The organism is Mycobacterium paraseoulense (genome assembly GCF_010731655.1).
Lineage (GTDB): Bacteria > Actinomycetota > Actinomycetes > Mycobacteriales > Mycobacteriaceae > Mycobacterium > Mycobacterium paraseoulense.
On sequence record NZ_AP022619.1, the window covers coordinates 2,242,852 to 2,264,555 of the forward strand.

Sequence of the window (21,704 nt, forward strand, 5' to 3'; positions counted from 1 at the left end):
TAGACCCGCCCACCTGTACGTCCAGCTGGCATCGGATCTGCGCCGCCGATACCACCGGTGAGCTGCGCTTCTATGCCTGCGATGTCCAAAGGAGACCTCGCCAATGACCACAGCCCGTCCCGCCGGGGCCCAAAACAAGGCTCGCAACGAGGGCCAGTGGGCGCTGGGAGACCGCGAGCCGCTGAACCCCAACGAAGAGATGAAGCGCGCCGGCGCCCCGCTCGAGGTGCGCGAGCGCATCGAGAACGTCTACGCCAAGGCCGGGTTCGACAGCATCGACAAGAGTGACCTGCGTGGGCGCTTCCGCTGGTGGGGGCTCTACACCCAGCGCGAACAGGGCTACGACGGCACGTTCACCGGGGACGAGAACGCCGATCTGCTCGAGGCCAAGTACTTCATGATGCGGGTGCGCTGCGACGGCGGCGCACTGTCGGCCGCCGCGCTGCGCACCGTCGGCCAGATCTCGACCGAGTTCGGGCGGGACACCGCCGACATCTCCGACCGCCAGAACGTGCAGATGCACTGGATCGAGGTCGAAAACGTCCCCGAAATCTGGCGGCGGCTCGCCGACGTGGGCCTGCAGACCGCCGAGGCGTGCGGCGACTGCCCCCGCGTCATCCTGGGCTCACCCCTGGCCGGCGAGTCACTCGACGAGGTGCTCGACCCGACCTGGGCGATCGACGAGATCGTGCGCCGCTACATCGGCAAGCCGGACTTCGCCGACCTGCCGCGCAAGTACAAGACCGCGATCTCGGGCCTGCAGGACGTCGCGCACGAGATCAACGACATCGCCTTCATCGGCGTCAACCATCCCGAGCACGGGCCGGGCCTGGACCTGTGGGTCGGCGGCGGTCTGTCCACCAACCCGATGCTGGCCCAGCGGGTCGGCGCCTGGGTGCCACTGAACGAGGTGCCCGAGGTCTGGGAGGCCGTGACCTCGATATTCCGTGACTACGGCTACCGGCGGCTACGGTCCAAGGCCCGGCTGAAGTTCTTGATCAAGGACTGGGGCGTCGAAAAGTTCCGCGAGGTGCTCGAAACGGAGTACCTCAAGCGGCGGCTGATCGATGGTCCGCCGCCCGAGCCGCTCAAGCATCCGATCGACCACATCGGGGTACAACGGCTCAAGAACGGTCTCAACGCCGTCGGTGCGGCCCCGATAGCCGGACGCGTCTCGGGCAGCATCCTGTCGGCGGTCGCCGACCTGATGGACCGGGCCGGCTCGGACCGGATCCGGTTCACCCCGTACCAGAAGCTGGTCATCCTCGACATCGCCGACGACAAACTCGACGAGGTGCTCGCGGGTCTGGATGCGCTGGGGCTGCAGACCCAGCCGTCCTATTGGCGCCGGAACTTGATGGCGTGCACGGGGATCGAATACTGCAAGTTGTCGTTCGCCGAAACCCGGGGCAAGGCGCAGGTTCTGGTGCCCGAGCTCGAACGCCGGCTCGAGGACATCAACGCCGCGCTCGACGTGCCGATCACAGTCAACATCAACGGTTGTCCGAACTCGTGCGCACGAATTCAGGTGGCTGACATCGGCTTCAAGGGCCAAATGGTCGACGACGGTCATGGGGGCTCCGTCGAGGGCTTTCAGGTGCACCTGGGCGGCAGCCTCGGGCTGGACAGCGGATTCGGGCGAAAACTGCGCCAGCACAAGGTCACCAGCGACGAGCTGGGCGATTACATCGACCGGGTGGTGCGTAACTTCATCAAACACCGCAGTGCGGGAGAACGGTTCGCGCAGTGGGCGATTCGGGCGGATGAGGACGACTTACGATGAGTGAACAAGCAACGAAACGAACCGAGGCCGAACTGCGGGACCTGGCGGCGCGGGGCGCCGACGAGCTCGAGGGCGCCAGCGCCACCGAGGTGTTGCGTTGGACCGATCGGATCTTCGGCGGAGTCAACGGTCCGCGCGGCTGGGCCACCTGCAACTACGTGCTGACCTCCAGCATGCAGGAGGCCGTGCTGATCGATCTGGCTTCCAAGGTCCGCCCGGGCGTGCCGGTGGTCTTCCTGGACACCGGCTACCACTTCGCCGAGACCATCGGAACCCGGGACGCGGTCGAATCGGTCTACGACATCCGCGTGCTCAACATCGCCCCCGAGCAGACCGTGGCCGAACAGGATCAGTTGCTGGGGAGGAACCTGTTCGACCGTGACCCGGGCGAGTGCTGCCGGTTGCGCAAGGTGGTACCCCTGCGCCGCGTCCTGAGTGGCTACTCCGCCTGGGTGACCGGGCTGCGCCGGAGCGAAGCGAAAACCCGTGCCAACGCCCCGGTGATCGGCTTCGACGAGGGGTTCAAGCTGGTGAAGATCAACCCCCTGGCCACGTGGACCGACGAGGACATGCAGGACTACATCGACGAGCACGGCGTGCTGGTCAATCCCCTCGTCTACGACGGCTATCCGTCCATCGGCTGCGCCCCCTGCACGGCCAAACCGCTCGCCGGGGCCGATCCGCGCAGCGGGCGCTGGCAGGGGCTGTCGAAGACCGAGTGCGGGCTGCACGCCTCGTAGCAGAACCCACGACTTATGCCGACGTCAGCGTGGCTTCGTCCTCGCCGGCGCCGGCCGGTCCGCCGCCACCCGCCGTCGCGTCGACGGCGAGGGACGGAATTCGGGTCGCGCGCACGTAAACGGTGTCGCCCTCACGCAAGGCCAGCGCCTCGGCATCGCCGCGGGTGATCTGCGCCGTGAAGGCCCCTCCGGTGGCGGCGCTGGTCAACTCCACCCGCACCTCGAAACCGAGCACCACCACGCGGTCGACGGTGGCGCGCACCACCCCGATCGACTCCGCGGTGCCATCACCGCCTGCGATGGCCATCTCGGGGTTGCGGCCCACCCGGATGTCGTGCGGGCGAACCAGATTCCCGTTCAGGGTGGACACCGCCCCGAGGAACGACATCACAAAGGCGCTCGCCGGGGCGTCGTAGACCTCGGTCGGCGATCCCACCTGCTCGATACGACCGTGATTGAGCACCGCGATCCGGTCGGCCACGTCCAGCGCCTCCGCCTGGTCGTGGGTGACCAGGACGGTGGTGACGTGCACCTCGTCATGCAGGCGGCGCAACCACGCGCGCAGGTCCTCGCGCACCTTGGCGTCGAGCGCGCCGAACGGCTCGTCGAGCAACAGCACCTGCGGGTCGACCGCCAACGCCCGTGCCAACGCCATTCGCTGTCGTTGGCCGCCGGAGAGTTGATTGGGGTAGCGGTTCTGAAACCCGCTCAGCCCCACCACTTCCAGCAGATTGTCGACCTTGGCCTTGACCTCCGCTTTGGGCCGTTTACGGATCTTCAATCCGTAGGCCACGTTGTCACGGACCGTCAAGTGCTTGAACGCGGCATAGTGCTGAAACACGAACCCGATGCCCCGCCGCTGCGGCGGCACCCGTGTGACGTCTTCGCCGTTGATCGTGATCGTTCCGCTGTCGGGCTGGTCCAGCCCGGCTATGGCACGCAGCAGGGTTGACTTGCCGGAACCGCTGGGCCCCAACAGCGCCGTCAGCGAGCCGGAGGGCACGACGAAGTCGACATTGTCCAGGGCCACGAAGTCGCCGTAGCGCTTGTTGGCGTTGCGCACGACGATGGCGTGGTCGCCGGGGCGGGTGTTGTTGTCGGTCATCTGGGTGTCTCCATGTCGCCTACCTGGCCGCTCGCGCTCGGCGGGCATCCAAAATCACCTGGAAAATCAGGACCAGGACCGCAACGCCCATCAGCAACGTCGAGAGCGCGTAGGCGCCGTATTCGGCGCCGCGGTTATACCGATCCGAGACGAGCAACGTCAGGGTTTGGGACTTACCCGGGAGGTTCGACGACACGATGATGACGGCGCCGTACTCGCCGAGTGTGCGCGCGATCGTCAGCACGATGCCGTAGGTCAGACCCCACCGGATCGAAGGCAGGGTGATCCGCCAAAAGGTCTGCCACCAGCCCGATCCCAGGGTCGCCGCCGCTTCCTCCTGGTCGGTCCCCAGTTCGTGCAGGACGGGTTCCACCTCGCGCACGACGAACGGCAGGGTGACGAAGACGCTGGCAAGCACGATGCCGGGCAGCCCGAAGATGATCTTGAATCCGAGGTCCTTCTCGACGAAACCGAACGCGCCCGCCGATCCCCACAACAGGATCAGGGCGACGCCCACGATGACCGGCGACACCGCAAAGGGCAGATCGATCACCGCCTGCAGCACACCTTTACCGCGAAACCTGTTGCGGGCGAGCACCAACGCGGTAGGGATACCGAAAACCACGTTCAGCGGCACCACGATGGCAACGACCAGCAACGTCAGGTTGAGCGCCGACACCGCAGCGGGCGTGCTCACCCAGTCGAAGAACTGGCCGACGCCCGGCCGGAAGGTCCGCCACAAGATCAGGGTCACCGGGACGACGAGCAACCCGAAAACGTATGCGAGCCCGACGAATCGGATCAGGTACCGGACCCTGGATCCTGAGGTCACCTGGCCAACTCCTGACGCTTGGCCGCGCGCCCACCCACGATCCGCAGAATGAACAGCACGACAAACGAGATCGACAGCAGCACGACGGATATCGCGGCGGCGCCGGTGCGGTCGTCGTTCTCGATGAGGGTTCGTATCCACTGCGAGGACACTTCGGTCTTGCCGGGTACCGCGCCACCGATCAGGACCACCGACCCGAACTCGCCGATCGCTCGCGAGAAGGCCAGGCCCGCGCCGGACAACAACGACGGGGTCAACGACGGCAACACGACCGACGTGAAAACCTTCGGGCCGCTGGCACCCAACGACGCCGCCGCCTCTTCGGTCTCCCGATCGATCTCCAACAGCACCGGCTGCACCGCACGCACCACGAAGGGCAGCGTGACGAAGGCCAGCGCCACCGCCACGCCCCACGCCGTGTGCTGCAGATGAAGATTCACCGGGCTGTTGTGGCCGTAGAGGGCCAGCATCACCAGGCTGGCGACGATCGTCGGCAGCGCGAACGGCAGGTCGATGATGGCATCGACGACCCGCTTGCCGACGAAGTCATCCCGCACCAGCACCCAGGCGACCACCAGGCCGAAGACCAGGTTCACCACCGTGACCCCGGCGGAGATGGTCAGCGTCACCCGGAACGACTCCAGCGCGGCGTTTGAAGTGACCGCCAGCCAGAAGGCGTGCCAGCCGCCGCCGGCGGCCTGCCATGCGATTGCGGCCAGCGGCAGCAGCACGATCACCGAGAGCCACAGCGTCGCCACGCCTACCCGCAGTGACGTGCCACCCGATCCGCGCGAACCTCGCGCCGACGGCGCGAGGTGCCCGTTGCCGCCGAGCTCGGGCCTGATTGCCTGCGGGTCGGGGGTGACTGCGGCCGTCATCCGGTGGCCTGCATGTAGATCTTGGTGATGCTGCCGGTGGTCTTGTCGAACAACTGCGGATCCGCGGCCTGCCAACCGCCGAGGTCGCCGATGGTCCACAGTTTTGCCGGCAGCGGAAACTGGCCGCGGAATTCGGCCGCGACGGCCGGGTCGACCGGCCGAAAGCCCGCCTGCGCCCACACCTTCTGCGCCGTGGCCGTGTACTGGAAGTTCTTGAAGGCGACCGCGGCGTCCAGGTGCGGGCTGGTGCTCACCACCGCGACCGGATTCTCGATCTTGAACGTCTGCGACGGGTTGATGTGCTCCACCGGTTTGCCCGCGCGCTCGGTGGCGATCGCCTCGTTCTCGTAGCTGATCAACACGTCCCCGCTGCCCTGGACGAAGACATCGGTGGCCTCCCGCCCCGAACCGGGACGCAATTTGACGTGCTCGTGCACCAACTTGCTGATGAAGTCGACGCCGGCCTGGGTGTTGCTGCCACCTTCGCTCTTAACCGCATAGGGTGCCAGCAGATTCCACTTGGCCGACCCCGAGCTCAGCGGACTGGGAGTGATGACCTGAACCCCCGGCCGCAGCAGGTCGTCCCAATCCTTGATGTTCTTGGGGTTGCCCTTACGCACCACCAGAGTTACCACCGACCCGAAGGGAATTCCCTTGGTGGCGTCGGTATTCCAATCTTTGGATACCTTGCCGGCCTTCACCAGCCGGGAGATGTCCGGTTCGACGGAGAAGTTCACGACGTCGGCCGGCTTGCCGTCGAGGACCCCCCGTGATTGGTCGCCCGAGGCGCCGTAGGAGGCGATCACCTGCACGCCCTTGCCCTCGTCGGCGGCATTGAACGCCGGGATAACCGCGCTCCAGCCCGGTTCCGGGACCGAATAGGCGACCAGCGTGATGCTGGTGCGCGCGTTGGTCGGCCCGGAACCGCCGACGACGTCACTGGCCCCGCCGCTACACCCCGCCACGACCGCGGCGATCAGGGCAACCGTGGCCACCGGCCGCCACCGTAGGGCGATGTCGTTGAGCATTCAGGCCTTCCAGTACGGGGACTCAGGAGATAGCGGTCCCGTTGCTGCGGAAAGGCGCCTTAAACGACAGGAGACATCACGGACCCCATACCAGACCGCGCACGGGTTTGGCAGTCAGCGACAACAGTGCACGAAGACATGGCGTTCCACGACACCGGATGTCACCTGCATGGCCGGAAGCCTAACAGGAATCGGCGGGGCCGCCACCGCTCGAGTGCCGAGCGGGCAACCTGCGCGCGCTCAGTGCGTTAGCCACCACGCGACGATCACCAGCACCACGAGCGCGACCAGAATCAACGTCACGTGTGACCGAGGCATGCGCGTTACCCGGGCGCCTCACCGGTGCGGCGGGCACGGCGCAGCAAGGCGATGCTCTTGCCGAGCAGGCCATCGAGCAGGCCCGCTGTGACGGCCGCCACCACCAGCACGACCGGCATCACCACCATGGCCTGGAGCACGAAAGCGAGCCCGGAAAGCCACAGCTCGTTGCCGTCCCACCAATTCAGGAACGCGGTCACGGGCTCACCCTATTCGGCCTTGCCGCCGAAGACCAATGTGCCAAGATCGGCGCATGGCTGCCCCGTCGTCCGCGCCCGAGGCGACGGCCTGCCTGATCGCCGGCGGGGGCCCGGCGGGCATGGTGCTGGGCCTGCTGCTGGCTCGCGCCGGCGTCGAAGTCACGGTGATGGAAAAGCACGCCGACTTCCTCCGCGATTTCCGGGGGGACACCGTGCACGCGAGCACATTGCGGCTGCTCGACGAGCTGGGCCTGGGCTCACGGTTCGCCCAGCTCCCGCATCGCCTCATCGACACCGTCCACATGGAGATACAGAACGAACCGGTGGCCCTCGACCTGACCCGTCTGCCCGGCGCGCACAAGCACATCGCCCTGGTGCCGCAGTGGGACTTCTTGGAGCTGGTGGCCACCGCCGCCGAGGCCGAGCCGACCTTCCGGCTGCTGCGCAGCACCGAGGTGACCGGCGTCATCCGGGACGCGGACCGCGTCGTCGGCGTCACCTACCGCGACCAGAGCGGTCAGGTGAAGGACATGCGCGCCGAGCTGACCGTGGCCTGTGACGGTCGCTCCTCCTCGGTGCGCTCGGCGCTCGGCCTCGAACCGCAGAGTTTCGGCGCTCCCATGGACGTGTGGTGGTTCCGGCTGCCCCGCCACCCCGGCGATCCGCGGGGACTGGCCGGCGTGCTGCGGGCCGGGCACGCGGTCATCGTGATCGATCGCGGCGACTACTACCAGATCGCCTACATCATCCCGAAGGGAACCGACGCCCGGCTTCGGTCGCAGGGCATCGAGGCGCTGCACCGGGCGCTGGTCGGCATGGTGCCCTGGCTGGGTGACCGCGTGGCGACGCTGACTTCGTTCGACGACGTGAAACTGCTTGACGTGCAGCTGAATCGGCTTCGGCGCTGGTACGCGGGCGGCGTCCTGCTCATCGGCGACTCCGCGCACGCGATGTCACCGGTCGGCGGGATCGGCATCAACCTCGCGGTGGCGGACGCGGTGGCCGCGGCGCGCATCCTGGCCGGCGCGTTGCGCGCGGGCCGGGTGCCCACCTGGCGGTTGGCCCGGGTGCAGGCGCGTCGTTGGCTGCCCACCGTGCTGCTCCAGGCGGCGCAACGGGTGATCCATGCCAACGTGATAGCCGCGGCGGTCAGCGGAAACGAAGACAGCGCACCGCTGGGTGTGCGGGTGGTGGGCCGGTCGGCCGCACTGCGGCGACTGGCCGGCTACCTCGTGGCAATCGGTCCACTGCCCGAGCACGCACCGGGGTTTGCCCGCCGCCGCGGTTAACCGGGAGTGGCGCCACGTCGGCGAAAGAATGGACGCCGGGCCGCTGAACAGATGATGATGTCGGGATGGTCCTGCACGCCCAGCCCGATGATCAGCCCGCCGACGCCATGCCCGAGGAGGCATTCGAAGCGGCTCCGGCGGTCTTGCCTTCGCCCATCGACTTCAGCGCACCGGCGCCGCTGGCTTCCAGCGGGGCACTGCGGAACCCGTTTCCGCCGATCGCCGATTACGCCTTTCTGTCGGACTGGGAGACGACGTGCCTCATCTCCCCCGCGGGATCCGTCGAATGGCTGTGCGTGCCGCGGCCCGACTCCCCCAGCGTGTTCGGTGCCATCCTCGACCGCAGCGCCGGCCACTTCCGGCTCGGCCCCTACGGCGTCTCGGTGCCCTCGGCCCGCCGCTACCTGCCCGGCAGCCTCATCATGGAGACCACCTGGCAAACCCACACCGGGTGGTTGATCGTGCGCGACGCGCTGGTGATGGGGCCGTGGCACGACATCGAGCGCCGATCGCGGACCCACCGCCGCACGCCGATGGATTGGGACGCCGAGCACATCCTGCTGCGCACGGTGCGCTGCGTCAGCGGAACCGTCGAGCTGATGATGAGCTGCGAGCCCGCCTTCGACTACCACCGCGTCGGGGCCACCTGGGAGTACTCGGCCAACGCGTACGGTGAGGCCATCGCGCGGGCCGCCAAGCAGCCCGACGCCCACCCGACCCTGCGGCTCACCACCAATCTGCGGATCGGGCTGGAGGGCCGCGAGGCGCGCGCACGCACGCGGATGAAAGAGGGCGACGATGTGTTCGTCGCCCTGAGCTGGACCAAGCACCCGGCGCCGCAGACCTACGAAGAGGCCGCGGACAAGATGTGGCAGACCACCGAGTGCTGGCGGCAGTGGATCAACATCGGCAACTTCCCCGACCACCCGTGGCGGGCCTACCTGCAACGCAGCGCACTCACGTTGAAAGGGCTGACCTACTCTCCCACCGGGGCGCTGCTGGCGGCCGCCACCACCTCGCTGCCGGAAACGCCGCAGGGCGAACGCAATTGGGACTACCGCTACGCGTGGGTGCGTGACTCGACGTTCGCGTTGTGGGGCCTCTACACGCTGGGACTGGACCGGGAGGCCGACGACTTCTTCGCGTTCATCGCCGACGTCTCGGGCGCCAACAGCAACGAGCGGCACCCGCTGCAGGTGATGTACGGCGTGGGCGGCGAACGCAGCCTGGTCGAAGAGGAGCTGCACCACCTGTCCGGCTATGACCATGCCCGCCCGGTGCGCATCGGCAACGGTGCCTACGACCAGGTCCAGCACGACATCTGGGGCTCGATCCTCGATTCGTTCTACCTGCATTGCAAATCCCGCGAGCAGATCCCGGAGAGCTTGTGGCCGGTGCTGAAGAAGCAGGTGGAAGAGGCGATCAAGCATTGGCGCGAGCCCGACCGGGGCATCTGGGAGGTCCGGGGCGAACCGCAGCACTTCACCTCGTCGAAGGTGATGTGCTGGGTCGCGCTCGACCGCGGCGCGAAGCTGGCCGAGCGCCAGGGCGAGAAGAGCTACGCCCAGCAGTGGCGGGCCATCGCCGAGGAGATCAAGGACGACATCCTGCAAAACGGGGTGGATTCCCGCGGGGTGTTCACCCAGCGTTACGGCAGCGACGCGCTGGACGCCTCGCTGCTGCTGGTGGTGCTGACCCGGTTCCTGCCCCCGGACGACCCCCGGGTGCGCAACACCGTGCTGGCCATCGCCGACGAGCTGACCTCCGAAGGCCTGGTGCTGCGCTACCGGGTCGAACAGACCGACGACGGGCTGTCCGGGGAGGAAGGCACATTCACGATCTGCTCGTTCTGGCTGGTGTCGGCGCTGGTGGAGATCGGCGAGGTGGCGCGCGCCAAGCGCTTGTGCGAGCGGCTGCTGTCCTATGCCAGCCCGTTGCACCTCTACGCCGAGGAGATCGAGCCGCGCACCGGCCGGCACCTGGGCAACTTCCCGCAGGCGTTCACCCACCTGGCGCTGATCAACGCGGTCGTGCACGTGATCCGCGCCGAGGAGGAAGCCGACGGCTCCGGGATGTTCCAGCCCGCCAACGCCCCGATGTAGTGGCGCGCGAGGTCAGCTCAGCGCGCTCACTTTGTCTCGCATAACTTGCGCAATGTCCAGCGCGCTGGAGTTGATGTCCCCCTGCGCTTCCGGCGACGCGCCGGATGTGCCGAAGAAATCGACCTCGACTTCGATCAGGCAATTGTCCCGCACGCCGACGGCCCGGGCGGCGGGAAGCGATGGGGGCGAGAACAAGCGGGCTGTGTTCCATCGCATCGAAATAGTCGCCGCGACAACGGAAACGGCGCTCTGGACGTGACTGACTTGCACTTCCAGCGGCAGACTTCCACCCGAAATGGGCACCGTCTTGCCATCGCATTCCTGCCACTGCCTGGAGAACGTCGCGAAAAGGGCATTGGCGTCGGCAGCCGTGGGCAGGCCGATGGCGGCCTCCTGCACCCTGGTCACCGTCGCGGCGGAGCCAGCGTTGGGCCGCCATGTCGTGAGCGCAACATCTTTCACATTGGCGGACCGGTAGGCGCCTCGCTGCGTCATCACCGCCACTCCGAGGCAGCTTTCGGACCTCCCCGAGTCCGCACCCCCCAACATCTCGGGACCCCCGAAGAGCGGTGGGAAACGCGGGTCAGGCTCCAGGGGCTCCTTGACGATGCGCGATAGCGCGCTCCTGCCGAGCAGCACCCGCTTGACGGCTTGCCCGTTGAGGGATCGCGGCGTGGGGTTCGCTGGTGCCCGCGCCGCGCCGGCGACCGTGACCGAGCAGCCCGTCGCCGACATCAAGACGACCAGAAAGGCTGCTGCGCACCAACGTCGACCTCGACCGCGGCGCCTACCGGACGACGCGGCAACAACCGCGGGCCGGGACACTTCGATGCCGCAAATACTTCCCATGCGCTTTTCGGCTACCTCTCACTTCAACCGAGTCTAGGCTTGGCGGCACGGCGAAGACGGCATGGACACCTAAGCACAGCTCAACCCCAGAAAAGTCCCAGGGCGGTACCAGGTGCCGGGTCAGCTCAGCCCGCTGACCTTGTCCATCATCGCGTGCGCGACGTCGATGGCGCTGCGGTGCACGTCGCCGGACCCCTCGCCCGCCGGGCTCGTCGAATTGAAGAACGCCACCTCGACTTCGACGAGGCAGTTCCCCCGCACGCCGATCGCGCGCGCCTCGGGCCGCGGGCCGCTGGACGGTATGCCGGGCAACTGGGTGTCGATCGAAATGGTGGCCGCCAGAACGGAATCAGAGATCCGCACCTCGGAAATGGTGTCCGAGAACACGATCGCGGGACGGTCGGTGATGATGCTCGGGCGCCCGATGGTCACCGTCGTGCCGTCGCACTCGCGCCATTGCCGGGCGAACTGCTGGAATAAGGCGGCGGCCCCGGCGGTGCTGGACAAGGCGACCACGCCCTCGGCCACACTGATCACCTTCGCCGGCCCGCGCAGGTTCCACCACGTCTCCCGCGCCGCGTTCTTGACGTCGCCGGATTGGTAGGCGTTCTTCACCATCATCGAGGTGACGCCGACGCAGTTCAGCGGTGAGACCGCCCCGAACGCCGGCGGCAACACCTCGGGGCCGCCGAACCGCGCCGGAAGTTCGGCCTTGGTGCCAAAGGACTGGCCGAGCAGTTTGGCGAGCTCACCGTCGTCGAGCAGCACCTTCTTGACGGCTTGCCCCGTGACCGGGTGGGGCTTCAGACCCGGCGCGGGTCGCGCGGTGCCCGAGACGGTGCAGCCGGCGACCAGCGCGACGGCCAGCAGGCAGGCGAGGACGGTGCGGCCGGTTGTCATCAGTTGCTGCTCGAGACTTTTCGCAACATCGCCCGGACGACATCGATGGCCCGGGTCCCGGCTTGCGCGCCGGGGCCGACGGCGACCTTGACGTCGGCGATGACGTCCGCCGAGACGCCCACGGCCCGTTCCTGCGGGCACGGCGGGGTGTGGTGGTTGTCCCACGCGAGGACGGTCGCCGACAGTATCGGCCCGTCGACACGGGTGTCCGTCACCTTCGAGTACAGCTCGGTGTTGCTCGGGTCGTGGGTGTACACCGTCACCGTGGTACCGGCGCAGTGTTGCCATTGCTTCACGAACGACTCGAAGAGCCGTTGCGCGTCGGCCGGCGGCGCCAGCTTGATCGCCGCCGCCGTCGCGCTGGACACGGCCACCCCGGAGTCGTAATTCCAGTAGTCCTGCGTCGCGGCGGCGCGGACCTGGCCATGTTCGTAGACGACCCGCATCGCCGGCGCGATCGCGCCGAGGCATTCGATGGGCGCGGCGCCACCGCTGTCGCGAATCCCGTTGGGCAGCATATCGATACCGCCCACGAGCGGCGGGCTGTGTGGTGGCAGCTCGTTCCCGACGGCCGCGCCGACCTCCCCGCCGTCGGGCAGGACCTGTTCGAGCGGCAGGCCGGCGCCGCCGAGAGGGCCGATGCGCGTGGGTGTCCCGGCGACGGTCGTGACGCATCCGCTGCTCAGCAGGCCGATACCGACCAGAGCTCCGGCTCGCGTCAGCGTCACGGCTATTTCTTGCCCTTGTCGCCCGCGGCGTCGGTGGACAGTGCCGCGACGAAGGCCTCCTGCGGGACGTCCACCCGCCCGATGGTCTTCATCCGCTTCTTGCCCTCCTTCTGCTTTTCCAGCAGCTTGCGTTTGCGGGTGATGTCCCCGCCGTAGCACTTGGATAGCACGTCCTTGCGGATCGCCCGAATATTCTCGCGTGCAATGATTTTCGATCCGATGGCCGCCTGCACCGGCACCTCGAACTGCTGGCGGGGAATCAGCTCCTTCAGCTTGGTGGTCATCTTGTTGCCGTAGGCGAACGCCGAATCCTTGTGCACGATCGCCGAGAACGCGTCGACGGCCTCGCCCTGCAACAAGATGTCGACCTTCACCAGTTGGGCCTCTTGCTCGCCGGCCTCCTCGTAGTCGAGGCTCGCGTAGCCGCGGGTCCGCGACTTCAGCGAGTCGAAGAAGTCGAAGATGATCTCACCGAGCGGCATGGTGTAGCGCAGTTCGACCCGCTCGGGCGACAGGTAGTCCATGCCGCCGAGTTCGCCGCGGCGCGACTGGCAGAGTTCCATGATGGTGCCGATGAACTCGCTGGGCGCGATGATGGTGGTCTTGACCACGGGCTCGTAGACCGTGCCGATCTTGCCCTCGGGCCAGTCGGACGGGTTGGTCACCACGATCTCGGTGCCGTCCTCCTTGATCACCCGGTAGACGACGTTGGGCGACGTGGAGATCAGGTCCAGGTCGAACTCGCGTTCCAGGCGCTCGCGGGTGATCTCCATGTGCAGCAGCCCCAGGAAACCGCACCGGAAGCCGAAGCCCAGCGCCACCGACGTTTCCGGCTCGTAGGTCAGCGCCGCGTCGTTGAGCTGGAGTTTGTCCAGGGCGTCGCGCAGGTCCGGGTAGTCCGAGCCGTCCACGGGATACAGGCCCGAGTAGACCATCGGCTTGGGTTCGCGATAACCGGTCAGCGCCTCGGTGGCGCCGTGCCGGGCCGTCGTCACGGTGTCGCCGACCTTGGACTGGCGGACGTCCTTGACGCCGGTGATGAGGTAGCCCACCTCCCCGACCCCCAGGCCCTCGGTGGCCTTGGGTTCGGGTGAGACGACGCCCACCTCGAGCAGCTCGTGGGTGGCGCCGGTGGACATCATCAAGATGCGCTCACGCGGGACGATCTTGCCGTCCATCACCCGGACATAGGTCACCACACCGCGATAGATGTCGTAGACGGAGTCGAAGATCATCGCCCGGGTGGGCGCGTCGGCGTCGCCCTGCGGATGCGGCACCAGCCGAACCACCTCGTCGAGGAGCTGGGCCACGCCCTCGCCGGTCTTGCCGGATACCCGCAGCACATCGTCAGGCCGGCAGCCGATGATGTGCGCGAGTTCGCCCGCGTAGCGGTCCGGGTCGGCGGCGGGCAGGTCGATCTTGTTGAGCACCGGGATGACGGTCAGGTCGCGGTCCAGCGCCAGGTACAGGTTGGCCAGCGTCTGCGCCTCGATGCCCTGGGCCGCGTCGACGAGCAGCACCGCGCCCTCGCAGGCCTCCAGCGCCCGGGACACCTCATAGGTGAAGTCGACGTGGCCCGGGGTGTCGATCAGGTGCAGGACGAATTCTTCGTCGCCGACTTTCCAGGGCAGCCGGACGTTCTGCGCCTTGATGGTGATCCCGCGCTCCCGCTCGATGTCCATCCGGTCCAGGTACTGGGCGCGCATCATCCGCTCGTCGACGACGCCGGTGAGCTGAAGCATCCGGTCCGCCAGCGTGGACTTGCCGTGATCGATGTGGGCGATGATGCAGAAGTTCCGAATCTGCGCCGGCGCGGTGAAGGTCTTGTCGGCGAAACTGCTGATGGGGATCTCCTGGTCTGGGCATGCTTGCGGCCGCTCGAACACCGGCTCGTGGGTATGTCCAGGGTATCCAGGCCCGGGCGCCCGGACCTACTTGGACACAATCGCACACACCCGCCCGCGTCTATGCTGCGAATATGGCGTCTGCCCGCAAATCCCAGTGGAAGACGTTCCAGCGGTTCGCGGAAAACCTGGTGTTCGACCGGGCCCCGCGACTGGCCCGGCACGTGCAGAACTCGCAGACCGTGCTGCGCGAACTGCAGCAGGCGGTCAAGATCACCGCGAACGTCATCGCCGCCGCCGCGCCGCAACAGCCCGCGATCGCCGCGGGCCGCCCGGTGACGAGCACGAGCTTCCCCACCGCGCAGCGTGCGCGCAAGCTGGTCTACGCCCCCGACCTCGACGGCCGGGCCGATCCCGGCGAGATCGTGTGGACGTGGGTGGTCTACGAGGACGACCCCACCCGCGGCAAGGACCGCCCCGTGCTGGTGGTCGGCCGTGATCGCCGCGTCCTGCTGGGGTTGATGGTGTCCAGCCAGGAGCGCCACTCCGAGGACCGGGACTGGATCGGAATCGGTTCTGGCGCTTGGGATTACGAGGGCAGGCCGAGCTGGGTTCGGCTGGACCGGGTGCTCGACGTGCCCGAAGAGAGCATCCGCCGCGAGGGCGCGATCCTGGATCGGGACATCTTCGACCTGGTCGCCGAACGGTTGCGCGCGGACTACTCCTGGAGCTGAGGGGCGACGTTCAGCCCCGCGCGGCTATCAGCCCTGCGTGATGTAGGACTGCAGCTGCTGCTGTTCGGCCTCGAGTTCTTCCATGCGGGTCTTCACCACGTCGCCGATGCTGACGATGCCGATCAGCTTCTTGCCGTCGAGCACCGGCACGTGGCGCACCCGGTTCTTGGTCATCAGCACGCTCAGGGAGTCGACCGTGTCGGCCTTCGTGCAGGTGGCGACGTTGGCGGTCATGATCTTGGAGACCGGCCGCGACAGCACGCTGGCGCCGTGGGTGTGCAGCTGGCGCACGACGTCGCGCTCGGAGACGATGCCGACGACGCCCTCGTCGCCGACGACCACCATGGCCCCGATGTTCTGATCGGCGAGGCCGGCGAGCAGCTCTTTGACCGTCGCCTCGGGGTTGATGGTCACCACCGCCGCGCCCTTGTTCCGCAAGACGTCCGCAATCCGCATCAAGGCCTCCAGCCGGTTGTGATCCGCTTCACACAGGCTACGGCTAACTCGCGCGGCGCAAAAGCCATGAAGAGAACCGGTAGCCGATCCGTGTCCATACCCTGACGTCTTCGTTCGGAACCGCGGCGCACCGGATCCCCCGATCGGCCCCCTCCGGGGGCCGCGCCTTGCAAGATGGGGGCCATGATCGAGATCACGCTGCTCGGGACGGGGAGTCCGATCCCCGACCCCAACCGCGCCGGGCCGTCCACCCTGATCCGCGCCGGCGGGCAGGCGTTTCTGGTGGATTGCGGGCGTGGCGTGCTGCAGCGCGCGGCGGCGGTGGGCGTCGGCGCCGCCGGATTGTCGGCGCTGCTGGTCACCCACTTGCACAGCGACCACATCGGCGACCTCGGCGACCTCCTCATCACCCGCTGGATCAGCACGTTCGCCCCCGACCCGGCGCCGCTGCCGATCATCGGACCACCCGGGACCGCGGAGACGGTGGAGTCGACGCTGCACGCGTTCCGCCACGACATCGAGTACCGGATCGCTCATCACGCCGACCTGAACGCACCACCCGCGGTCGAGGTCCACGAATGCACGGAGGGCGAGGTGTGGGACCGCGACGGCGTGTCGATCCGCGTGGCGCCCACCGATCACCGACCGGTGGCGCCGACCATCGGATTCCGGATCGACTACGGGACGGCGTCGGTGGTGCTCGCCGGGGACACGGTGCCGTGCGCCGGGCTGGACCAGCTCGCGGCCGGCGCGAGCGCGTTGGTGCACACCGTGATCCGCAAGGACATCGTCGGCAACATTCCGCAACAGCGGCTCCAGGACATCTGCGACTACCACTCGTCGGTCGAAGAGGCGGCGGCAACCGCGGCCCGTGCCGGGGTCGGCACCCTGGTCATGACGCACTACGTGCCGGCGCTGGTGCCGGGCCAGGAAGAACAGTGGCGGGCGCTGGCAGCCTCGAAGTTCGGCGGCCGGATCGAACTGGGCGACGACCTGCTTCGCGTCGAAATCAACGCGCCGTAGCGGTCATTCGCGGCGCGGCTACGCCAGCCGGGTGACCTCCACGACGACGTCGAGATCGGTCGCCCCCTGCCCGGAGTAGATGCCTTTCAGCGGGGGGACGTCGGTGTAGTCGCGCCCGGCGCCCACGCTGACGTATTGCTCGGAAATCTCGGTTTCGTTGGTGGGGTCGTAGCTCCACCACCCGCCCGTCCACGCCTGGATCCAGGCGTGACTGCGCCCGTCGACGGTGTCCCCGACGACGCCGTCGCGCTTGGGGTGCAGGTACCCCGACACGTAGTGCGCGGGAATACCCATGGCGCGCAACAACATCAGCGACAGGTGGACGAAGTCCTGGCACACTCCCCTGCCCTCGTTCAACGCATCCAGCCCCGACGAGTGCACGCTGGTGGTGCCGGGAAGGTATTCCAGCTCGCTGCGCACCCAGTGCGCCGCGGCGACGACGGCCTCGGCGGGCCGGTGCGACTTGGCGATCTTCTTGGCCACGGACGTCACCTTCTTGCTCGCCGGGGTGTGGTCGGTGGGGCGCAGCAATTCGTCGAACCGATCGATGACGGCCTCGGAGTCCAGCTCGCGCCAGCCGACGTCGGTGACCGGCGGTTCGGGCCCCTCGGTTTCGACCACCGACGACGACGTCACCGTGAGGTCGGTGTGCGGCGCGTGCAGGTCGAAAGCCGTTACGGCCGTGCCCCAATAGTCGATGTAGCGATAGGACCGGGTCGCCGGGATGGTTTCGACGCGATTGAGGATGACGTTCTGCCTGGAGTTCGACCGCGGGGTCAGCCGCGCTTCGTTGTAGGAGGCGGTCACCGCCGACTGGTAGGCGTAGCCCGTGGTATGCACCACCCGCAGCCGCCACATCAGTTGTCCCCCGGCCGGCCGACCAGCCTGGCGCGGTCGCCGGCGTCCGACCACGCCACCCATGGAGTGACGTGAAAGTACTGCACGGACAACGCTTCTCCGACATCGCGACAGGTTCGCTGCAGTCCGGCCAGGCGGAGCTCCAGGGATTCGAGCAGCACACCGGGCTGCACGAATTCCAGTTCGCTGCGGGCCTGCCCCAGCAGCCGTTGCGCCTCCCCGGTGGCCCCGATCCGGCTCTGCCGGTTGTGCAGCAGTTCGTCGAGGTTGTGTTCGGCCAGGCGCAGCGAATAGAACACCGAACGCGGGAAAAGCCGGTCGAGCATCATGAACTCGACGACCCGGCCGGCGTCGAGCACCCCGCGGTAGGTGCGCAGATAGGTGTCGTGCGCGCCCGCGGAACGCAACAGCGTCACCCATGCCGGGGACGATGCGCTGTCTCCCACCCGCGACAGCAACAGCCTGACCGTCATGTCGACGCGCTCGATCGCGCGTCCCAGCACCATGAATCGGTAGCCGTCGTCGCGCGACAGCGTCGAGTCGGCCAGCCCGGCGAACATCGCCGCCCGGCCCTCGACGTAGGACAGGAATTCGTGGGGCCCGAGCCGTCTGGCGGCACGCTCGCGTTCGGCCAGCGCGTGATAGGTGGTGTTGAGGCACTCCCAAATCTCGCTGGAGGTCACCTCGCGCGCCGACTTGGCGTTCTCCCGCGCCGCCGTGATCGCGTCGACGATCGACGAACCCCCGGAGGCGTTGGTGCTGAAGGCCACCAGGTCGGTCAACGACCACACGTCGAGGTCGTGGGCGGGCGGATCGATGCCGAGCACCCGGAGTAACAGCCGTGACGTTTGGTCGGGGTCGACGCTGGAATCCTCGAGCAGCTGGTGCAGGACCACGTCGAGGATGCGCGCCGTGTCGTCGGCCCGCTCGACATAGCGGCCGATCCAGAACAGCGCCTCGGCGTTGCGCGCCAGCATCATCGCCTCGCCCGGCGCTGATGCTGTTGCTGGAGCTGCTGTTCCTGTGGCGATTCGGTGGGTTGCGTCTGCGTCTGCGTCAGCCGCGGCGCGCCGTCGAGCACCGGATCGGAAATGGACTCGGGCAGCGAGCGCACGACCTCGGCCGCGCCGAGCTCCCGCTCGCCGCCGGACGCGCGCGAGGCCAGCACCCAGGTGTCCTTCGAGCCACCGCCCTGACTGGAATTCACCACCCGCGAGCCCTCGACCAGGGCCACCCGGGTCAGCCCGCCGGGCAGCACCCACACGTCATCGCCGTCGTTGACGGCGAACGGCCGCAGGTCGACGTAGCGGGGTGCCAGGGTGTCGCCGATCTGCGTCGGCACGGTCGACAGTTCCATCATCGGCTGGGCGATCCAGCTGCGCGGGTCGTCGCGGACCTTCTTGGCGACGGTGGCCAGCTCCTTGTCGGATGCGTCCGGCCCGAACACGATGCCGTAGCCGCCCGATCCCTCGACCGGCTTGAGGACCAACTCGTCGATGCGGTCCAGTACCTCTTCCCGTTCGTCATCGAGCCAGCACCGGTACGTCTCGACGTTGGCCAGCAGCGGCTTCTCCCCCAGGTAGTACTCGATCATGGTCGGCACATAGGTGTAGACGAGCTTGTCGTCGCCCACACCGTTGCCGATGGCGCTGGAGACCACGACGTTCCCGGCACGCGCGGCGTTGACCAGGCCGGCCACCCCCAGCACCGAGTCGGCGCGGAACTGCAGCGGGTCCAGGAACGCGTCATCGATGCGCCGGTAGATGACGTCGACCTGCACCTCGCCGTCGGTGGTGCGCATGTAGACCTGGTTGTCCCGGCAGAACAGGTCGCGACCTTCGACCAGCTCGACGCCCATCTGGCGGGCCAGCAGCGAATGCTCGAAGTACGCCGAGTTGTACACGCCCGGGGTCAGCACCACCACCGTCGGGTCGGCCTCGTTGGTGGCCGCGGAATTGCGCAGGGCACGCAGCAGGTGCGACGCGTAGTCGTCGACGGCACGCACCCGGTGCGTGGCGAACAGGTTCGGGAAGACCCGCGCCATGGTCCGCCGGTTCTCCATGACATAGGACACGCCCGACGGCGAGCGCAGGTTGTCCTCGAGGACGCGGAAGTTGCCCTTCTCGTCGCGGATCAGGTCGATGCCGGCGACATGGATGCGGACGCCGTTCGGCGGGACGATGCCCATCGCCTCGCGGTGGAAATGCTCGCAGGAAGTGATGAGGCGGCGCGGGATGATGTCGTCGTTCAGAATTTCCTGGTCGCCGTAGATGTCGTCGAGATACATCTCGAGCGCCTTGACGCGCTGGATGATGCCGCGCTCCAATCGGCTCCACTCGGCAGCGGAGATCACCCGCGGAACAAGGTCGAGCGGAAACGGGCGTTCCTGACCCGACAGCGAGAACGTGATGCCCTGGTCGATGAACGCGCGGCCCAGCGCTTCGGCGCGGGCCTGGAGCTCCGAGGCGTCGGACGGCGCGAGCTCGGCGTAGATGCCCTTGTAGGGACCCCGGACGGTGCCCTGCGCGTCGAACATCTCGTCGAAGGCCATCGAATAGGTGTCCGACGACGTGTTGTAGCCGCCAAAGATGTGCTCGGCGCGCGCAGCGCGCAACCCCCGCCTGGTTTCCTCAAGCTGGCTCGGAAGACTCACTTTTTAGATGCTGCCTCAAATTGGCGTTATGGCAGCCCACGGGTTCCCGTTTTGGGAGAAAACGTAACCGACTGATAACCTGGGCAGTCGCTGTGGTGATTTCCGGCGCCTGAAACAAACGTCGAAGCGGAGAAGGAACTAAAAGCGTGGCCAACATCAAGTCGCAGCAGAAGCGCAATCGCACCAACGAGCGCGCTCGACTGCGCAACAAGTCGGTGAAGTCTTCGCTTCGCACCGCCGTGCGCGCGTTCCGCGAGGCCGCCCACGCCGGCGATAAGGACAAGGCCACGGAGTTGCTCGCGGCGACCACCCGCAAGCTGGACAAGGCGGCCAGCAAGGGCGTGATCCACAAGAATCAGGCGGCCAACAAGAAGTCGGCCCTGGCGCGAGCGCTCAACCAGCTCTGAGCCCCCCGCGGGCTCACCGGCCCCGGTGGGCGGCCAGCTCGGCCACCTTCCTGACCGCCGATTCCAGCGCGTAATCCGCGTCCGCCACGGCCCCTTTGACGTTGGCGTTGAGCGCCGCCACCACCTTCATCGCCGCCGCCACACTGTCGCGCGACCAATACCGCGCCTGCTTCTGGGCCTTCTGCACCCGCCACGGCGGCATCCCCAGCTGCGACGCCAGCCGGTAGGGATCGCCGGACAGCGGGCCGACCCGGCCGATCGTGTGGACCGCTTCGGCCAGCGCGTCGGCCAGCACCACCAGCGGCTCACCGCGCATCATCGCCCATCGCAGCGCCTCGGCGGCCCCCGCGACGTCGCCGGCCACCGCCTTGTCCGCGATGTCGAACCCCTTCACCTCGGCTTTGCCGCTGTGGTAGCGGCGCACCGCGGCCGCGTCGACGATCCCCCCGGTGTCGGCGACGAGCTGCGAACAAGCGGCCGCCAGCTCCCGCACGTCGGACCCGACCGCGTCCAGCATGGCGGTCACGGTGTCCTCGTCGACCTTGACCCGCAGCGCGCGAAACTCCTTGCGCACGAAGTCGATCCGCTCACTGGCCTTGCTGATTCGCGCACAGGGATGCACGACGGCGCCCAGCGACTGCAACTCGGCGGCCAGCGCCTTGGCCCGCCCGCCGCCCGAATGCACGACCACCAGTGTCGTGCCCAGCGGGACGTCGGCCGCGGCCGAGGCGATCACCGCGGCCGCCTCCTTGCCCGCGTCGCCGGCGGCCTCGAGCACGACGATGCGCTCGTCACCGAACAGTGACGGGCTCAGCAGTTCGGCGAGCTCGTAGGTGCTGACGTCACCCGCCCGCATCCGGCTGACCGGAACGTCGGCGTCGTTCGTGGAGCCGGCCCGCTGGCGCGCCAACCGCAACACGTCGGCCACCGCCCGCTCGACCAGCAGCTCCTCGTCTCCCAGGACCAGGTGCAGCGGC

The 21,704-nt window shown here is 67.8% G+C and carries 20 protein-coding genes and 1 pseudogene; 7 read left to right on the forward strand and 14 right to left on the reverse strand.

All coding sequences use genetic code 11. From position 1 onward, the window contains the following. Window positions 1–103: 103 nt before the first annotated feature. On the forward strand, window positions 104–1,783 hold the full coding sequence (locus G6N51_RS10320) for a nitrite/sulfite reductase (RefSeq protein ID WP_083168880.1): 1,680 nt from the start codon (window positions 104–106) through the stop codon (window positions 1,781–1,783). Further along, window positions 1,780–2,523, forward strand: a complete 744-nt coding sequence (locus G6N51_RS10325) for a phosphoadenylyl-sulfate reductase (RefSeq protein WP_083168877.1) — start codon at window positions 1,780–1,782, stop codon at window positions 2,521–2,523. Before G6N51_RS10320 ends, G6N51_RS10325 begins: the two co-directional genes overlap by 4 nt. A 13-nt stretch (window positions 2,524–2,536) precedes the next feature. On the opposite strand, the gene G6N51_RS10330 is transcribed toward G6N51_RS10325, so the two are convergent. From G6N51_RS10330 to G6N51_RS10350, 5 genes are all read right to left on the reverse strand, one after another. Next, window positions 2,537–3,628, reverse strand: coding sequence for a sulfate/molybdate ABC transporter ATP-binding protein (locus tag G6N51_RS10330; protein WP_083168874.1), 1,092 nt, complete (start codon window positions 3,626–3,628; stop codon window positions 2,537–2,539). A gap of 19 nt (window positions 3,629–3,647) precedes the next feature. After that, on the reverse strand, window positions 3,648–4,460 hold the full coding sequence (cysW, locus tag G6N51_RS10335; protein ID WP_083168871.1) for a sulfate ABC transporter permease subunit CysW: 813 nt from the start codon (window positions 4,458–4,460) through the stop codon (window positions 3,648–3,650). Further along, complete coding sequence (gene cysT, locus G6N51_RS10340; RefSeq protein ID WP_083168868.1) at window positions 4,457–5,338, reverse strand: sulfate ABC transporter permease subunit CysT; 882 nt, start codon at window positions 5,336–5,338, stop codon at window positions 4,457–4,459. The genes cysW and cysT overlap by 4 nt, the downstream gene beginning before the upstream one ends. Beyond that, window positions 5,335–6,366, reverse strand: a complete 1,032-nt coding sequence (locus G6N51_RS10345) for a sulfate ABC transporter substrate-binding protein (protein ID WP_083168865.1) — start codon at window positions 6,364–6,366, stop codon at window positions 5,335–5,337. Before G6N51_RS10345 ends, cysT begins: the two co-directional genes overlap by 4 nt. 323 nt (window positions 6,367–6,689) lie before the next feature. Continuing rightward, complete coding sequence (locus tag G6N51_RS10350; protein ID WP_083168862.1) at window positions 6,690–6,884, reverse strand: hypothetical protein; 195 nt, start codon at window positions 6,882–6,884, stop codon at window positions 6,690–6,692. A 53-nt stretch (window positions 6,885–6,937) separates the two neighbouring features. Here G6N51_RS10350 and G6N51_RS10355 point away from each other — a divergent pair, with 53 nt between their 5' ends. Both G6N51_RS10355 and G6N51_RS10360 read left to right on the forward strand, forming a co-directional pair. Then, entirely contained in the window at window positions 6,938–8,173 is a 1,236-nt protein-coding gene (locus tag G6N51_RS10355; RefSeq protein ID WP_083168859.1) for an FAD-dependent oxidoreductase, read from the forward strand. A 65-nt stretch (window positions 8,174–8,238) separates the two neighbouring features. Beyond that, a complete protein-coding gene (locus G6N51_RS10360; RefSeq protein WP_083168856.1) occupies window positions 8,239–10,275 on the forward strand; it encodes a glycoside hydrolase family 15 protein in 2,037 nt (678 codons plus the stop codon). Window positions 10,276–10,287: 12 nt separating this feature from the next. On the opposite strand, the gene G6N51_RS10365 is transcribed toward G6N51_RS10360, so the two are convergent. From G6N51_RS10365 to lepA, 4 genes and pseudogenes are all read right to left on the reverse strand, one after another. Further along, window positions 10,288–11,124 (reverse strand): sensor domain-containing protein, encoded by an 837-nt coding sequence (locus tag G6N51_RS10365; protein ID WP_083168853.1) that lies wholly within the window; start codon window positions 11,122–11,124, stop codon window positions 10,288–10,290. A 120-nt stretch (window positions 11,125–11,244) separates the two neighbouring features. After that, window positions 11,245–12,024 carry a sensor domain-containing protein gene (locus G6N51_RS10370; protein ID WP_083168850.1) on the reverse strand — a complete coding sequence of 260 codons (780 nt, stop codon included), beginning with the start codon at window positions 12,022–12,024 and terminating at the stop codon, window positions 11,245–11,247. Further along, window positions 12,024–12,752, reverse strand: coding sequence for a sensor domain-containing protein (locus tag G6N51_RS10375; protein WP_083168847.1), 729 nt, complete (start codon window positions 12,750–12,752; stop codon window positions 12,024–12,026). Before G6N51_RS10375 ends, G6N51_RS10370 begins: the two co-directional genes overlap by 1 nt. Window positions 12,753–12,754: 2 nt before the next feature. Beyond that, window positions 12,755–14,749: pseudogene (lepA, locus tag G6N51_RS10380) on the reverse strand (translation elongation factor 4). Here lepA and G6N51_RS10385 point away from each other — a divergent pair. After that, window positions 14,731–15,330, forward strand: a complete 600-nt coding sequence (locus G6N51_RS10385) for a type II toxin-antitoxin system PemK/MazF family toxin (RefSeq protein ID WP_083168841.1) — start codon at window positions 14,731–14,733, stop codon at window positions 15,328–15,330. The pseudogene lepA and the gene G6N51_RS10385 sit on opposite strands and share 19 nt — an antisense overlap. A 27-nt stretch (window positions 15,331–15,357) precedes the next feature. On the opposite strand, the gene G6N51_RS10390 is transcribed toward G6N51_RS10385, so the two are convergent. Next, entirely contained in the window at window positions 15,358–15,786 is a 429-nt protein-coding gene (locus tag G6N51_RS10390) for a CBS domain-containing protein (RefSeq protein WP_083168839.1), read from the reverse strand. A gap of 183 nt (window positions 15,787–15,969) precedes the next feature. On the opposite strand from G6N51_RS10390, the gene G6N51_RS10395 reads away from it, so the two are divergent. Continuing rightward, entirely contained in the window at window positions 15,970–16,809 is an 840-nt protein-coding gene (locus G6N51_RS10395) for a ribonuclease Z (RefSeq protein ID WP_083169232.1), read from the forward strand. Between the two features lie 18 nt (window positions 16,810–16,827). Here the strand turns inward: G6N51_RS10395 and G6N51_RS10400 are convergent, their stop codons facing one another. The 3 genes from G6N51_RS10400 to G6N51_RS10410 are packed head-to-tail and all read right to left on the reverse strand — an operon-like array spanning window position 16,828 to window position 20,320. Beyond that, window positions 16,828–17,667 carry a transglutaminase family protein gene (locus G6N51_RS10400; protein WP_083168836.1) on the reverse strand — a complete coding sequence of 280 codons (840 nt, stop codon included), beginning with the start codon at window positions 17,665–17,667 and terminating at the stop codon, window positions 16,828–16,830. Continuing rightward, window positions 17,667–18,644 carry an alpha-E domain-containing protein gene (locus G6N51_RS10405; protein WP_083168833.1) on the reverse strand — a complete coding sequence of 326 codons (978 nt, stop codon included), beginning with the start codon at window positions 18,642–18,644 and terminating at the stop codon, window positions 17,667–17,669. Before G6N51_RS10405 ends, G6N51_RS10400 begins: the two co-directional genes overlap by 1 nt. Further along, window positions 18,644–20,320, reverse strand: coding sequence for a circularly permuted type 2 ATP-grasp protein (locus tag G6N51_RS10410; protein WP_083168830.1), 1,677 nt, complete (start codon window positions 20,318–20,320; stop codon window positions 18,644–18,646). The genes G6N51_RS10405 and G6N51_RS10410 overlap by 1 nt, the downstream gene beginning before the upstream one ends. A 146-nt stretch (window positions 20,321–20,466) precedes the next feature. Here G6N51_RS10410 and rpsT point away from each other — a divergent pair, with 146 nt between their 5' ends. Beyond that, a complete protein-coding gene (gene rpsT / locus G6N51_RS10415) occupies window positions 20,467–20,727 on the forward strand; it encodes a 30S ribosomal protein S20 (RefSeq protein ID WP_083168827.1) in 261 nt (86 codons plus the stop codon). A 13-nt stretch (window positions 20,728–20,740) separates the two neighbouring features. On the opposite strand, the gene holA is transcribed toward rpsT, so the two are convergent. Further along, complete coding sequence (gene holA, locus G6N51_RS10420) at window positions 20,741–21,700, reverse strand: DNA polymerase III subunit delta (RefSeq protein WP_142274841.1); 960 nt, start codon at window positions 21,698–21,700, stop codon at window positions 20,741–20,743. Between the last annotated feature and the right edge of the window lie 4 nt (window positions 21,701–21,704).

Bases quoted from the DNA above. Each gene is read 5' to 3' on its own strand.
- G6N51_RS10320 (WP_083168880.1), top strand. From the start codon at position 104: ATGACCACAGCCCGTCCCGCCGGGGCCCAAAACAAGGCTCGCAACGAG.
- G6N51_RS10325 (WP_083168877.1), top strand. From the start codon at position 1,780: ATGAGTGAACAAGCAACGAAACGAACCGAGGCCGAACTGCGGGACCTG.
- G6N51_RS10330 (WP_083168874.1), bottom strand. From the start codon at position 3,628: ATGACCGACAACAACACCCGCCCCGGCGACCACGCCATCGTCGTGCGC.
- cysT (WP_083168868.1), bottom strand. From the start codon at position 5,338: ATGACGGCCGCAGTCACCCCCGACCCGCAGGCAATCAGGCCCGAGCTC.
- G6N51_RS10345 (WP_083168865.1), bottom strand. From the start codon at position 6,366: ATGCTCAACGACATCGCCCTACGGTGGCGGCCGGTGGCCACGGTTGCC.
- G6N51_RS10355 (WP_083168859.1), top strand. From the start codon at position 6,938: ATGGCTGCCCCGTCGTCCGCGCCCGAGGCGACGGCCTGCCTGATCGCC.
- G6N51_RS10360 (WP_083168856.1), top strand. From the start codon at position 8,239: ATGGTCCTGCACGCCCAGCCCGATGATCAGCCCGCCGACGCCATGCCC.
- G6N51_RS10365 (WP_083168853.1), bottom strand. From the start codon at position 11,124: ATGGGAAGTATTTGCGGCATCGAAGTGTCCCGGCCCGCGGTTGTTGCC.
- G6N51_RS10370 (WP_083168850.1), bottom strand. From the start codon at position 12,024: ATGACAACCGGCCGCACCGTCCTCGCCTGCCTGCTGGCCGTCGCGCTG.
- G6N51_RS10385 (WP_083168841.1), top strand. From the start codon at position 14,731: ATGGCGTCTGCCCGCAAATCCCAGTGGAAGACGTTCCAGCGGTTCGCG.
- G6N51_RS10390 (WP_083168839.1), bottom strand. From the start codon at position 15,786: ATGCGGATTGCGGACGTCTTGCGGAACAAGGGCGCGGCGGTGGTGACC.
- G6N51_RS10395 (WP_083169232.1), top strand. From the start codon at position 15,970: ATGATCGAGATCACGCTGCTCGGGACGGGGAGTCCGATCCCCGACCCC.
- G6N51_RS10400 (WP_083168836.1), bottom strand. From the start codon at position 17,667: ATGTGGCGGCTGCGGGTGGTGCATACCACGGGCTACGCCTACCAGTCG.
- G6N51_RS10405 (WP_083168833.1), bottom strand. From the start codon at position 18,644: ATGCTGGCGCGCAACGCCGAGGCGCTGTTCTGGATCGGCCGCTATGTC.